Source organism: Cyanobium sp. WAJ14-Wanaka (assembly GCF_024345375.1).
In the GTDB taxonomy this organism is placed as follows: domain Bacteria; phylum Cyanobacteriota; class Cyanobacteriia; order PCC-6307; family Cyanobiaceae; genus Cyanobium_A.
Genome location: NZ_JAGQAZ010000002.1, coordinates 358,456 through 371,860 on the forward strand (window position 1 = coordinate 358,456; position 13,405 = coordinate 371,860).

General features: G+C 60.1%; 14 protein-coding genes. 11 read left to right on the forward strand and 3 right to left on the reverse strand.

Features of this window, described 5'->3' with window-relative positions; all coding sequences use genetic code 11:
* Nucleotides 1–18: 18 nt before the first annotated feature.
* Together psbZ and ribH are read left to right on the forward strand one after the other, a co-directional pair.
* Complete coding sequence (gene psbZ, locus KBY49_RS08535; RefSeq protein ID WP_254934362.1) at nucleotides 19–207, forward strand: photosystem II reaction center protein PsbZ; 189 nt, start codon at nucleotides 19–21, stop codon at nucleotides 205–207.
* Nucleotides 208–289: 82 nt separating this feature from the next.
* Nucleotides 290–769: a 6,7-dimethyl-8-ribityllumazine synthase gene (gene ribH / locus KBY49_RS08540; protein WP_254934363.1), complete on the forward strand. Its 480-nt coding sequence runs from the start codon at nucleotides 290–292 to the stop codon at nucleotides 767–769.
* Between the two features lie 160 nt (nucleotides 770–929).
* Here ribH and KBY49_RS08545 read toward each other — a convergent pair whose 3' ends face one another.
* Nucleotides 930–1,397 carry a GNAT family N-acetyltransferase gene (locus tag KBY49_RS08545; RefSeq protein ID WP_254934364.1) on the reverse strand — a complete coding sequence of 156 codons (468 nt, stop codon included), beginning with the start codon at nucleotides 1,395–1,397 and terminating at the stop codon, nucleotides 930–932.
* Between KBY49_RS08545 and rfbA the strand changes: the two genes are divergently transcribed.
* Complete coding sequence (gene rfbA / locus KBY49_RS08550; RefSeq protein WP_254934365.1) at nucleotides 1,396–2,316, forward strand: glucose-1-phosphate thymidylyltransferase RfbA; 921 nt, start codon at nucleotides 1,396–1,398, stop codon at nucleotides 2,314–2,316. The genes KBY49_RS08545 and rfbA overlap by 2 nt on opposite strands.
* A complete protein-coding gene (rfbC, locus tag KBY49_RS08555) occupies nucleotides 2,306–2,926 on the forward strand; it encodes a dTDP-4-dehydrorhamnose 3,5-epimerase (protein WP_254934366.1) in 621 nt (206 codons plus the stop codon). The genes rfbA and rfbC overlap by 11 nt, the downstream gene beginning before the upstream one ends.
* Here the strand turns inward: rfbC and KBY49_RS08560 are convergent.
* Nucleotides 2,916–4,064, reverse strand: a complete 1,149-nt coding sequence (locus KBY49_RS08560; RefSeq protein WP_254934367.1) for an ATP-binding protein — start codon at nucleotides 4,062–4,064, stop codon at nucleotides 2,916–2,918. The two genes, rfbC and KBY49_RS08560, sit on opposite strands and share 11 nt — an antisense overlap.
* A gap of 107 nt (nucleotides 4,065–4,171) precedes the next feature.
* On the opposite strand from KBY49_RS08560, the gene rfbD reads away from it, so the two are divergent.
* The 7 genes from rfbD (at nucleotide 4,172) to KBY49_RS08595 (ending at nucleotide 12,238) form a co-directional block, all read left to right on the forward strand.
* A complete protein-coding gene (gene rfbD / locus KBY49_RS08565) occupies nucleotides 4,172–5,113 on the forward strand; it encodes a dTDP-4-dehydrorhamnose reductase (protein ID WP_254934368.1) in 942 nt (313 codons plus the stop codon).
* A 155-nt stretch (nucleotides 5,114–5,268) separates the two neighbouring features.
* Complete coding sequence (gene rfbB, locus KBY49_RS08570; RefSeq protein ID WP_254934369.1) at nucleotides 5,269–6,345, forward strand: dTDP-glucose 4,6-dehydratase; 1,077 nt, start codon at nucleotides 5,269–5,271, stop codon at nucleotides 6,343–6,345.
* A 151-nt stretch (nucleotides 6,346–6,496) separates the two neighbouring features.
* The gene (locus KBY49_RS08575; RefSeq protein ID WP_254934370.1) at nucleotides 6,497–7,777 is read left to right on the forward strand and encodes a sugar transferase; all 1,281 of its coding nucleotides are present in this window, start codon (nucleotides 6,497–6,499) and stop codon (nucleotides 7,775–7,777) included.
* Between the two features lie 329 nt (nucleotides 7,778–8,106).
* Nucleotides 8,107–9,483, forward strand: coding sequence for a glycosyltransferase family 4 protein (locus tag KBY49_RS08580; protein WP_254934371.1), 1,377 nt, complete (start codon nucleotides 8,107–8,109; stop codon nucleotides 9,481–9,483).
* An 8-nt stretch (nucleotides 9,484–9,491) separates the two neighbouring features.
* On the forward strand, nucleotides 9,492–10,187 hold the full coding sequence (locus KBY49_RS08585) for a bifunctional 2-polyprenyl-6-hydroxyphenol methylase/3-demethylubiquinol 3-O-methyltransferase UbiG (protein ID WP_254934372.1): 696 nt from the start codon (nucleotides 9,492–9,494) through the stop codon (nucleotides 10,185–10,187).
* 42 nt (nucleotides 10,188–10,229) lie between these two features.
* Complete coding sequence (locus KBY49_RS08590) at nucleotides 10,230–11,357, forward strand: glycosyltransferase (RefSeq protein ID WP_254934373.1); 1,128 nt, start codon at nucleotides 10,230–10,232, stop codon at nucleotides 11,355–11,357.
* On the forward strand, nucleotides 11,351–12,238 hold the full coding sequence (locus tag KBY49_RS08595; RefSeq protein WP_254934374.1) for a glycosyltransferase: 888 nt from the start codon (nucleotides 11,351–11,353) through the stop codon (nucleotides 12,236–12,238). The genes KBY49_RS08590 and KBY49_RS08595 overlap by 7 nt, the downstream gene beginning before the upstream one ends.
* Here the strand turns inward: KBY49_RS08595 and KBY49_RS08600 are convergent.
* Entirely contained in the window at nucleotides 12,186–13,403 is a 1,218-nt protein-coding gene (locus KBY49_RS08600; protein WP_254934375.1) for a glycosyltransferase family 9 protein, read from the reverse strand. The genes KBY49_RS08595 and KBY49_RS08600 overlap by 53 nt on opposite strands.
* Between the last annotated feature and the right edge of the window lie 2 nt (nucleotides 13,404–13,405).

The window sequence follows — 13,405 nt, forward strand, 5'->3', positions numbered from 1 at the left end:
ACTGCCTGAAATGGCCCGATGCAGATCCTCAATACCCTCACCGTTCTCGCCCTAGTGGTGATGTCGTTTGCGTTGATCGTGGCCGTGCCCGTGCTCTACGCCAGCAGCGAAGATTCCGGCCGCTCCAACCGCCTGATCCTGCTGGGCGGCATCGCCTGGGTGGCTCTGGTGCTGGTCAACTGGGGCATGAGCTTTTTCGTGGTCTGAAGGGGCCCAGGGGTGTGGCTGGCTAGGCTTGATACCTGAGGTGCTTTAGGGCGCCAACCTCCCCCAGCAGACCCTTCCAGCCGTGGCGATTTTTGAAGGACGGTTCACGGAGGCCTCAAGCCTGCGCATTGGCGTGGTGGTGGCCCGCTTCAACGATTTGGTAACGGCCAAGCTCCTGAGTGCTTGCCTTGATTGCCTATCGCGCCACGGCATCGACACCTCTGACACCAGCAGCCAGGTGGACGTGGCTTGGGTGCCCGGCAGTTTTGAAATTCCCCTGGTGGCCCAGCGCATGGCGGCCAGCGGCCGCTACCAGGCCGTGATCACCCTCGGAGCCGTAATTCGCGGCGACACCCCCCATTTTGATGTGGTGGTCGCAGAGGTGAGTAAGGGTGTGGCAGCGGTTTCCCGCGCCTCCGGCGTGCCGGTGATTTTTGGGGTACTCACCACAGACACCATGCAGCAGGCCCTGGAGCGCGCAGGCATCAAGAGCAACCTCGGCTGGAGCTACGGCCTCCAGGCCCTGGAGATGGGCAGCTTGATGAAGGCGCTTCCAGGTTGAGCTGGTTTGGTGATGTGATCGGGGTGGGGAACTAGTTGGTGGGTGCTTGGTGGTTTTCAAGACGCTTAAGGAGATTGGTCAATTGACCAACTTCCCTAAGACACGCCAACCACCCTCCTAAGCCGCACCCGCCCTATCCACCCTCAACTGTGGCGCTGGGCTATCCCGCGGAGGGGCCTGGCTTCAAGAGCAGTCGCTGTTGGCCGGCATTTTGAAAGCCCAGTTGGCCATAGAAGTTGGCGCTGTTGGTTGTCATTAGATAAATCCTTTCAACGGCGCGCAGCTTGGGCGACTGCAGCAGGGCCTCCACAAGCTGGCGGCCCAGGCCCTGGCCCTGGAGGTCTTCCGGGATCACCACATCCCAAAGCACGGCCCGAAATACGCCGTCGCTACTGGCCCTGCCGAAACCCACCAGCCGTTTACCGCGCCAGAGACTCGCCACCGCTGCACTGCCGGCCAGCATCTGGCGGAGCTGGCTGCGGCTTCGCCCCTGGGCCCAGAAGGTGTGCTGATCAAGTAGCCGTTGGAGCTTCCACAGGCCCCGGGTGGGAAGCAGCCCGGGGCCCAGGCCTAGCCAGCGCAGACCGGGAGCTCCGGGGGCATGGATCAGTAGTTGTACCGCTGCCATGGCAGCATTCTCTCAGTGGAGAGAGCCTCAACTGCAAGGTCGCAAGGGCATCGTCTTGGCCGGGGGCAGCGGCACCCGCTTGCACCCGATCACCCGGGCGGTGAGCAAGCAGTTGCTGCCTGTCTACGACAAGCCAATGATCTATTACCCGCTCACCACGTTGATGCTGGCGGGGATCCGGGAAGTGCTGATCATCACCACCCCGGAAGATCGGCAGGCATTTGAGCGCTTGCTGGGAGATGGCAGCAACTGGGGCATGGCAATTCAATACGCCATCCAACCCAGCCCCGACGGATTGGCCCAGGCCTTTTTGATCGGAGCAGACTTTTTGGCCGGGGCGGCCGCGGCCTTGGTGCTGGGAGACAACCTGTTCCATGGCCATGATCTGAGCCCCCAACTGCAGTTCTGTAATGGCGATAGCAGTGGCGCCACGGTGTTTGCCTATCCAGTGCGTGATCCCGAGCGCTACGGGGTGGTGGAGTTTGCAGCCGATGGGCGGGTGCTGAGCCTGGAGGAAAAACCCACTCGGCCCAAGTCGCGCTATGCGGTGACGGGCCTCTACTTCTACGACGATTCAGTGGTGGAGCGGGCCCGGCGGGTGGTTCCTTCGGCCCGCGGTGAGCTGGAGATCACCGACCTCAATCAGCAGTATCTGGATGAAGGGTTACTGCAGGTGGAGCTGATGGGCCGGGGCATGGCCTGGCTGGATACGGGCACCTGCGACTCGCTGCACGAGGCCGGCAGTTACATCCGCACCCTGGAGCACCGCCAGGGTCTGAAGGTGGGCTGCCCCGAGGAGGTGGCCTGGCGCATGGGGTGGATTACGGCTGCTGAGCTAGGGGCCTTGGCGACCCCCCTACGTAAAAGTGGCTACGGCGACTATCTACTGCAATTGCTGGAGAATCCCAATGCGGGCTGAACGGCTTACCAGCTCCACTGCCGGCGCCAATGGCAGTGGTGCCCTTATGCAGGGGCCGTTGTTGATTACGCCGAAGGTTTTTGGCGACGGGCGGGGCTTCTTCTTTGAGAGTTGGAACCAGCAGGTTTTTGCTGAGGCCCTGGTGGCTGATGGCCAGCCGGCGCCTGAGTTCGTGCAAGACAACCACTCCCGCTCCAGCCGTGGGGTGCTGCGGGGCCTGCATTTCCAGCTGCCGCCCCACCCCCAGGGCAAGTTGGTGCGATGTGTGATCGGTGAAATCTTCGATGTGGCGGTGGATATTCGCCGTGATTCGGCGAGTTTTGGCCAGTGGGTGGGGGCCCGCCTCAGTGAGGCCAACCACCAGCAGCTGTGGGTGCCGGCCGGATTTGCCCATGGCTTTCTCACCCTGAGTGAGCAGGCCGAAGTGCTCTACAAGACCACCGACTTCTGGAGCAAGGACTGCGAGCGGGCGATCCGCTGGGACGATCCCCAACTGGCGATCGACTGGCCCCTTGGGGCTGAGGGCTGGTTGATTGAGCCGCAGCTCTCGGCTAAGGATGCGGAAGCGCCCCTGTTGGCTGAGGCGGGTTATGGAGTTGTTACGGCTTGAGTGTGATTAGCCACGGGCCGATTGGTTCGCAGCGAATGCCATCGATTAGCAGTGGTTCTGGCATGAACGAAAGCAGCACCCGCTCGGCTTCTGGATAGTCGACGCCAAACGCCTTGAGGCCGGTGAGATCACGCCGATCAATCCTGCTGCTGCGTTTCACCTCCACCGCCAGAAAGATGTCGGGGCCGTACACCACGAAATCCACTTCCAGGCCTGCACGGGTGCGCCAAAAGCAGAGCTTTGCTCCCCCCTGACGCAGTTGGCAGAGGGCCTGGAGATGCTGGGCCACTAGGCCTTCAAGGGCCAGGCCATCAATTTCTGCAGGTGAATCGAGCGGGCCGCGGGGGCGCAGTGAGCGGAATACACCGGCATCGAAAAAAAAGAATTTTTGGTGTTGCACCAATTGGCGTTGTGCCCGGCGCTGGAACACGGGCAGGCGGTATCCCAGCAGTAGATCCTCCAGGACGCCCAGGTAACTTTCCGCCCGTTTACGGGGGATCTCGGCTTCTCGGGCCAGTTCTGCCAAATTCAGCTGGCTGCCATGGGAAAAGCTGATTACTTCGAGAAATCTCGCGAAGGCGCCGATCTGGCGCACCAAAGCTTCAGCCTGCACTTCTTCCTGGAGATAGAGCGCGGCGTAGGCGGCGAGAGTGGCCTGGGGGTCTGGGGCCTGCCAGACCAGGGGCACTAATCCGATTTGCAATGCCCGTTCAAGGTTGAATTCATCCTCAAGTTCGGCGGCCAGGAAGGGCGGCATGTGGGCGGCCACCAGTCGACCACCCAGCAAATTGGCTGCGCCATGGCGCAGCTTGCGGGCACTTGAACCCGTCAGTACGAAGCGCAATCCAGGTTGCGCCTCCACCAGTGCGTGCACCACGTTGAGCAGCTCCGGTGCCTTCTGAATTTCATCGATCACCACGGTGGTCGGTCCATTGCCCTGGCCGATCACTGCATCCACCCGTTCCCGTAGGCGCTCTGGCCGTGCCTGATAGGCCCGCAGGATCTCCGGGGCCAACAGGTCGAGTCGCAATGCCGTTGGAAAAACCTGCTGCAGCCAGGTCGATTTGCCTGTGCCGCGTGGGCCAAACAGAAAGAAGCTCCCGGCGGGGGGTCGCAAAAAGCGCGTAACAATCGCCATTTCCGCTGCTGAAATGGAGTTTTCAGCGCCATTCTGGCACTGCTGGTGCCGTGGGGAGCTGGCTTCTCGGCTGCCACAATTGCAATTCGCCTAGCCCTGCTCCAGCCATGAAGGTGCTGCTCACTGGAGCTGCTGGCCAACTGGGGAGGGCCCTGATCGCCTCCAGGCCCCCAGGGGTTGATTTGGTTGCGACGAGCCGCAATGGGGGCGATGGCTTGGTGGCGTTGGATTTGGCGGACGCCGCCGCCTGCAGAGAGGCCGTGCTGCAGCACAGGCCCGATTGGGTGCTGAATGCTGGCGCCTGCACGGCAGTGGATAGGGCAGAAAGCGAGCCCGAGCTAGCAATGGCAGTTAATGCCGGAGCCCCGGCGGCCTTTGCCTCTGCCCTGGCTGAGCTTTCCCTGGCTGATGGCAAAACTGGCCGGCTGCTGCAGGTGAGCACCGATTTTGTGTTTAACGGCGCCCAGGGCAGCCCCTACAAGCCAGGGCAAGCCTTGGATCCCCTGGGGGTGTACGGCGCCAGCAAGGCGGCGGGGGAAACGGCGGCGCTGCAGCTGCCGGGGGCGCGGGTGTTGCGTACGGGCTGGGTGTATGGGCCAGTGGGTAAAAACTTTTGCCTCACGATGCTGCGGCTGCATCGCCTCAAGGCCGCGGCTGGCGATGCCCTTGGCGTTATTGCCGACCAGGTGGGCTGCCCCACCAGCACCCTGACCTTTGCTGCGGCCGGTTGGCGGGCGCTGGGGGTGGGCCTGGAGCCTGCTGCGGCAGCTGCTTTGCCGCAGGTCCTGCATTGGAGCGATGCCGGTGCCGCCAGTTGGTACGACTTCGCGCTCGCCATTGGTGAACTAGGCGTGACGGCAGGGCTGCTGGACCATGCGGCCCAGGTGCAACCGCTCACCACCGCCGAATATCCCACCCCCGCCCAGCGGCCCAGTTACTCCCTGCTCGATTGCACCGCCAGCCGTGCGGCCCTGGGGCTGGAGGCTTTGCATTGGCGTCAGGCATTGCAGGAGGTTTTGACCCAGGTTGCGGATCAAGTTGTGGCCTAGGCGCTTACCAGCCAGTGGCTTCGGCGAAATTGGGGTTCTCCCGTACGCAGGACGACAAAGCCGTCTATCTCGCTTCTCTCCAGCAATTTGGTCAATTGACCAACTTCATTAACGCCCCTGCAAGCCCATAGGCTGGGACGACTGATCAGGTCGCTGTGGACGCAGCTCTCCTTCCCCCCTGCATCCAGCGGGTGTTGGTTACCGGTGGTGCCGGTTTTATCGGTGGGGCGGTGGTGCGCCGCCTGCTGACTGGCAGCGAAGCGCTGGTGTTCAACCTCGACAAGCTCGGCTACGCCAGTGATCTCAGCAGCATTGAGCTCAGTCTCGCCGAGCTGGAGCAAAGGGGTTTCACTGCCAGTGGAGATTGCCGCCACCAACTCCTAAGGGTGGATCTCACGGATGCCGAGGCAACGGCCGCGGCATTGAAGCAGGCTGATCCAGATCTGGTGATGCACCTGGCAGCGGAAAGCCACGTGGATCGCTCGATTACAGGCCCTGGCGCCTTTATCGAGAACAATATCAACGGCACCTTCAACTTGCTCCAGGCGGTGCGGGCCCACTGGGAGCAGCTGCCAGAGGAGCGCCAAGCCGGCTTCCGCTTTCATCACATCAGCACCGATGAGGTGTTTGGCTCCCTGGGGCCCGAGGGTCGCTTCTCGGAAACCACCCCCTATGACCCCCGCAGCCCCTATTCCGCCAGCAAGGCGGCCAGCGACCATCTGGTGAGTGCCTGGCACCACACCTACGGCTTGCCGGTGGTTCTCACCAACTGCTCCAACAATTACGGCCCCTGGCAGTTCCCCGAGAAGCTGATCCCGGTGGTGATCCTCAAGGCAGCTGCCGGTGAGCCGATACCGCTCTATGGCGACGGCCAGAACGTGCGTGATTGGCTCTATGTGGAAGACCACGTGGAGGCCCTGTTGCTGGCTGCTACGCGCGGCCGGCTGGGGGAGAGCTACTGCGTGGGAGGCGCAGGCGATCACGGTATGCCCAGTGAGCGCACAAACACTGAGGTGGTGCAGGCGATCTGTGCACTGATGGACCAGCTGCGGCCCGAGGGGGCGCCCCACTCAAGGTTGATAACGCCGGTGAAAGACAGGGCCGGCCACGATCGCCGCTATGCCATCGATGCCAGCAAGATCACGGCGGAGCTGGGCTGGAGGCCTGGCCACAGCTTCGAGCAGGGGCTGGAAGCCACCTTGCGTTGGTATCTGGAGTATCACGGCAACTGAGAAATTGCCTGTGCCAGCAGATCAGCTGCGGCAACGCGGTTTCTAAAACCAGCGGCGGAGCTTAAGATTTGACGAGTTGCGAGAGCCGTTTTTGCCCTGGCGTAGCCCGAGAAAATTGTTGTTTCTCTGCGCAGGTCTGGACCTTGTGGCGATGGGCTTTGCAGCTTTATTGCTCAATCTGCTCCATGGGCCGAATCTATTGCAGCCTTCCTGGCTAATTTTTGCCGTGGGGAGCACCTATGTGCTGTTTTCTTGGCTGCTTGGGGGATATACACTTCTGCGCTGGCCCTGGCTGCGCTTAAGGCTTGTAATACAAAGGCTTTTAATTACAGGCCTGGCCACATTATCTAGCTTGATTTTGCTGGGATGGATGCTTGACCTTGATCGATATTCCTTTATTTTATTAGATCGTATCGTTTTGGTTGAGCTGCTTGGATTGCAATCCGCTTTTGCGCTTTTTATAAGGCTTATTTTGAGAATAATTAGCCGTAGCCTTTCCAGGCCGGTCTGGCAGCTGATGGCTGCCCCCCATCACCAGAATGATGTGTTGCGGGAGTGGCAACGTAATCCCTTCGTACGCCCTCCAAAACTCCTAAATCCTAGAAAACTAACCAATTCCTCCTCGCTAGATTCTTCGGTATTACGCCGCCCTTTTTCCCTAGCGGTGGCCCACGACATTGATTTGAGCGATCATCAGCGCAGCCAAATTGGTACTTTGCGCTCCCAGGGAGTTGTAGTTACAACAATTGAAGATCTTGCCCAGCGGCAGCTTGAGCGGATTCCACCCAGATTGCTTCCAGAGGAATGGCTAGATCTCTCTGATCTTCCCTGGACCAATGAATTGAGCTTTCAGCGCAAGCTGAAGCGAACTGCGGATGTGGCCCTTGCTATGCCGATGCTGTTGATTAGCATGCCAATCTTTTTGATACTTAGCTTTGCTATTTGGCTCGAAGATAGGGGGCCAATTCTGTATGTGCAGAAGCGTACTGGCTGGATGGGCCAGAGTTTTGATCTTTTTAAGCTGCGCACCATGCGGGTAGCAGGGGCTAATGCGGCTACTCCCTGGACCACAAAGGGAGATCTCAGGGTTACCAATGTGGGCGCCTGGATGCGACGCACGCGCCTGGATGAATTGCCCCAGCTCATCAATGTGCTGCGGGGCGAAATGAGTTTGATAGGTCCAAGGCCCGAGCAGCCTCGGCTGGACGATCAGCTGGCCGAGCAGATTCCCCATTACCGCAAGCGCTACTGGATGTTGCCAGGGTTGAGTGGTTGGGCCCAGGTGTGCGGTCCGGCCTATCCATCCACCACTGATGAGTCTGAGCTAAAGCTGAGCTACGACCTCTATTACCTGCGCAACTGGAATTTAAGCCTAGATCTACTAATATTCTTCAAAACTTTAAAGACATTGCTTAAGCTTAGGGGCGTCTAAAACAGTTGCCTAATAATCCTGCTCAATCTCTAGCTGGTTGTACCAAGCTAACTATTTACGCTCCATCATTGGGCCTTGAGCTTCCAAGGGAAGCATTTGGCAAAGATGTGGCAAATTTGGGCCTGTTTCGAGCGCTGGTCCAGCATGGAAAATTTTCGTCCGTCCATTGGCTTTCTGCCCAATCATTAGACAGAGAAGATCTAGAGAGCGCCTACTTACCTGTGGGCAGTAGTACCAGGCTTGCCAGCTCGGATTTGCTGGATCTTTACGCACCTTGCCAAAGTGGATTGTTGCTTAGGGGGCAGCCCTATTTGGCTGAATTGGCGTGGATGAGGAGTGCATTTCGTAGCCATGGGGCCTATAGCTTGGTGGGCTTGATTCACACCCTGGCACCACCGGCAGTTCGTGAACAAATTGGTGCGACCACAATTGCCCCCGTGCAACCCTGGGACGCCTTGATTTGTACCTCTCCGAGTGTCAAAAATGCCCTTGAGGCAATGTTTGACCAGTGGGAACTCCATCTTCAACAGCGGCTTGGGGCTAGGACTTTCCCCCGGCCCCAGCTACCCCTGATACCCCTTGGTGTAAACCTTGAGGGCATTAAAAAAGTCGCTGACAATGTGGATTATCGGCGGGAATTGCGCCACCAGCTGGGAGTGGCAGATCAGGATGTGTTGGTGCTTTGGGTGGGCAGGCTTTCCTATTATGAAAAGGCTTTTCCCCAGCCCATGTTTTTAGCCCTGGAAAGGGCTGCGGCGGCGGGGCAGAGGCTTCATTTCGCGATGGCCGGTTGGTTTCCTGGGGGAGAAAAGGATCAAGAGCGCTATCGGGAGTCTGCTGAGCGTTATTGCCCTGCGGTGCCAGTGCATTTTTTGGATGGTCGGAACCAGGCGGTGTTAGATCGGTGCTGGGCTGGAGCTGATTTGTTTTTATCCTTAGTTGATAATCCACAGGAAACCTTCGGCCTCTCCCCCATCGAGGCCATGGCCAGTGGCATTGCCGTGGTTGTTAGCGACTGGGATGGTTACCAATACACCGTGCGCGATGGCCTGGATGGGTTTCGGATCCCCACCCTTGCTGGAGTGGAGGGGGGCATTGGCGATGAGTTGGCAGCCCGCCATGGCCTAGGCCTATTCAGCTATCAGGACTATGTGGGGGCCGTCGCCCAGCACACGGCGGTGGACGTTGAGGCGGCGGCAGCGGCAATTGCCACCTTGGCGGTCGATCCTGAATTGCGCAGGCGCATGGGTCAATCGGGCAGACAAAGCGTGCGGGAGCGCTTTGATTGGCCCGTGGTGGTGAATCAGTATTTGGAGTTGTTTGGGCAGCTTGATGAGCTCAGGCATGGGGCGGCGGCCCAAAAGAGCGGCCCCAATCCCCTGCGCGGCAATCCCTTCAAAGACTTCGCCGGATTTGGCAGCAGCCAGTTATCACCCGCAACCACATTGGCCTTGGCAGTGGAGCTTGAGGCGGCCCTAGTGGTCTTGGACCGACCCACTGCCCTAGATCGCTGCTATGAAGGCTGCCATTGCCAACGTTCTGAATTGGAGCGGTTGCTCGAGGATCTTGGCCGGAGGGGCCCCTGTTCCCTTGGTCAGTTATTGGCTACTGCAGAGCCTGACCGCCATCAGGCCATGGCGATGGGGGTGAGCTGGCTGGCAAAGATGGGACTTGTGCGTTGGCTACCTAGCCAAAAACCTGTATGAACCAACCCATGGGCAGCCACCAGGAAAATGATTATCAGGAGCATGTGTTCCTAGATCACTTGCGCCACCTGGATGATCGGCAAAGCCAGAAGATTTGGCATGAGCACCAGGGCATGCAGCTTCAGTTCCTCAGGCGCCATGGTTTGGGGCCTGGTTCAAATGTTTTGGATTTGGGCTGTGGGCCAATGCGGCTGGGGTCAGCTTTGATTCCGCTGCTTAAAAACGGCTGGTATTTCGGCCAGGATCTCAATCCGGAAACCCTCGTTTATGGAGAAGAAGTCTTGCGGCAGGTGGGTATAGGCGCAGATTCAAATTATACTTTGATTGCTTCTGATCAATTTGATCTCGCAGCCGTAAATCGACCGATTCAGATCGCCTTTTCTAACTCCCTGTTTAGCCACCTAAATCTCAACTCAATTCATACTTGCCTGCTGAGGCTGCGGGAGGTGTTGGTGCCTGGTGGGGTGTATTACTCCACCTTCTTTTCCCTGGAGGCTGGCGCCAATTGGCTACAACCTCTGGGCCGGAACAAGTGGGGTCAGGCTTTTGACACCTTCCCCCATCAAGATCCTTACCACTACCCCCCAGCCTTGCTGGCAGCGGTAGCTAGCCAGGCTGGCTATCGGATGAGTTTGATGCCTGATTTCGGCCATCCGACCCAAACCATGGCCCGTTTTCGGCTGGGCAGGCGGTTGTGGTTCTGAGATGCGCCTGGCCCTGAGGGTAGTTGGGCGTAGTGGATCGCCATGATCGGGATCTATTGCCACCACACCAGCCGCTTTCAGCGCAATACGGGCATTCAGCGCTGCCTTAGGGCTACGGCCCGTGGGCTGCTTGATGCGGGTGAAGCAATTGTGCCTTTGCTGTGGAGCGAGGAGAAAAATGGCCTGGCCCTGGCCTCGGCGGAAGCCCTGACCCATTTAGCTAGTTGGCATGGTCCTCCGGCAGATTCCTGGACCATGGAGCCCCTAGCCCCCGGCAGTTGGCTGGTGGTTGTGGAGCTGGTCAGCGGACCCCACCAACCCAGCCAGGCCTGGCTGCAGCAGCTCGCCAGGCGCTATTGCTGGCGGCTGGCGGCGGTTTTCCACGATGCAATCCCCCTGGCCTGGGGCGGAGAGGCGGCCGCCTGCCATGGGGCCTACATGGAAGGGTTGGCTTCCTACGACCTGGTCTTCGCCACTTCTGAATACAGCCACGGCCAGTTGCAGGGGTTTTGGCGTGCCCAAGGTTTGGTGGTATATGCCCGGCTAGAGATCCTGCCCTTGGCTGCCGAGTTGCCTGGGGTGCCCCGCCGCTGGCCCCAGCAGCTGGAAGATGCTGGCTCCAGATCAACCTTGAGATTGTTGAGTGTGGGCTCCCTAGAGCCCCGCAAGAATCACCGCCGCCTGCTGCAGGCCTTGGCCTGGCTGCAGGCCCAGGGTCCGGGGCGTTTTGAGCTTCAACTGGTGGGATGGGCCAATGATCCCCGTGTGGTGCAGTTGGTGCGGCGAGCCCAGGGCTTGGGCTTGCCGATTACATGGGATGCCGAGGCCGATGACCATGCCCTGCGGGCCTATTACCAGCGCTGTGATTTGAGCGTTTATCCCTCCCTGGAGGAAGGCTTTGGCTTACCGGTGCTTGAGAGCCTCTGGCTGGGTAAGCCCTGTCTGGTCGGGCAGGCGCCGGCCCTGCAGGAACAGGCCATGCCCGGGGGCTGCCTGGTGGTGAGTACTACGGCCTGGCAGGAGCTAGCCCTGGCCCTGGCCGAGCTGCAGCGCCAACCGCAGCTGCTAGCCCAGCTCCAGGGGCAGGTGCGCCAGCGCCCGCTGCGCAGCTGGGGTCATTACGCCAGGGGGATGCTGAATTTGATGGAGAGAATCCCCTGCCGATGGTGATCCAGTTGCCGTGGTCTGATTTGTGGGTGCTTGGTTGTGCCCAAAACTGCGCCGCTGCGCTACCAGCGGTGCTGGCCAACATTGATCGACTGCGGCCCTGGTTTGATAACTCCGGTCTGCTGATCCTGGAAAACGACAGCAAAGATGCCACTGCCGAGGTGTTGCGGGCCTATGCCCGCGGCGGATCCGGCAACCACGCCTTTTCCCTGCCGGGATTAGCCGATCGCCTGCCTATAAAAACGGAGCGTTTAGCCCATCTGCGCAACGGCGGCCTGGCCTGGCTGCGACAAAGGGGGCTGCTGGCGGAAAATTCGCTGCTGATGATTCTGGATCTTGATGAGGTGAATGCCGACCCCTGGTCGCTGGAGGCCGTGGCTGAGGTATTGCAATGGTTTGCCGGTAAGCCCCAGGCGGCGGCGGTATTTGCAAACCAGCGAGGGCCCTATTACGACCTTTGGGCCCTGCGGCATCCGCAGCTCTGCCCCGACGACATCTGGGAGCGGCAGCTGGAGCTTCACCTAGAGCGGCCCGAACTCAGCGATCAGGATCTGCTGGAGGCGGTATTGACGCCCAGGCAATTCAGCCTGCCTTTGGATGGGAAGCCGTTGGCGGTGGAATCCGCCTTCGGAGGTTTGGGTTTCTACCGGGGTTCCTGGCTACGGCGGCTGCCAGAGGTGGCCTATGTGGGCAGCCGTAGTCGCTGGATTGAAACCGGCGATGGGGGGGTGCGCCTGATCCGCTGGCAGTGTGCCGAGCATGTGGCCTTCCATGGTCAACTGCGCAGCGCCGGTGCCGAGCTGTGGGTGCATCCCCGCCTGGTTAATTGGACTACCCCCCAGATACGGCTGAATCCGGCGACCTGGCGCCATCTGCAGTGCTGAGTAGTTGGCTGCGCATCTGCGCCACCACGCTGGCCCAATCCCCATCGCTGGGCTGGCGGAACAGGCGCAGGCTGCTGTACCAGGGGGTGTGCTCGCCGCTGGGGCCCCAGCGCCATTCAGGAACCTTGCGCAGGGCCACCCAGGTGGGCAGGCCGAGGGCTCCGGCCAGATGCACCACACCGCTGTCGGCGGAGATCAGCAAATCACAATTGGCCAGCACGGCGGCGGTATCGCGGAAATCCATTGAGGCATCTACGGCTGCCTGGCCGTCCACGAAGGGCAGGCCCGCATCCAGCCGCAGCTGGTCGCTGCCCGCCCCCTTTTGAATAGACACAAACTCCACTCCCTCCACTGGGGCTAGCCCTAGCCAGTGGTGGAAGTCCATTGAGCGGCCCCGGGAGTAAAGGCTTTTTTCATGGCTTGGATTTCCCTGCCAGTGCAGGGCAATTAGTCGGTGCCCAGGTCGTCTTTGCAGTAGCCGGTGCCAGCGGGATATGCGACCAGGATCAGCTCGCAGGTAGCCCTGGCTGTGGGCAATTTCCCTTGGGTTGCAGCCCAGACATGCTGGTAGGTCTAACAAAGGCAGCCAATTGGGCTGCTCTGGTTGGAGTTTTTCGGCGTCTAGGGCCGCTTCCACATGCTGTAGATCGCTACCTTCCCTCAGCAGGGGCACCAGGGTTGGCTGGCAGAGCAGGATCGGCTTGATGCCTTTGGCCTGCAATTCCAGGGCGAATCTGCAGAATTGGAGGGTATCGCCCAGGCCCTGCTCACCCATCAGCAGCATGGTGCCATCAGGCTTGAGAGGCCCCCAATGGGGTGGGCCAAATAGCCGAAGAAAATGGGGGTAATTACCTGGCTTGCGTTGGAAGCGCTGGCGATATAGAGCCCATCCCTCCTCCCAGCGCCCGGCCAACAGCAGATCCTGGCTGAGGTTGTTGTGGGCCTCCTGCAGTGGTGCACCAGGCAGCTGGAGGCAAATTTGGTAGGCGCGGATGGCGGCGGCTATGTGGCCCTGCTGGTGAAGGCCAATGGCCAGGTTGTAGTAGCCCACTGCCTGAGCGGGTAGAGCTTGGATACCCCGCCCTAGCCAACGCTGGGCCATGGCTGGATTTGTGGCCAGCAGTTCGCCGCCGCGGTTGATCCAATCGGCGGGTGTCCAGCTCATCG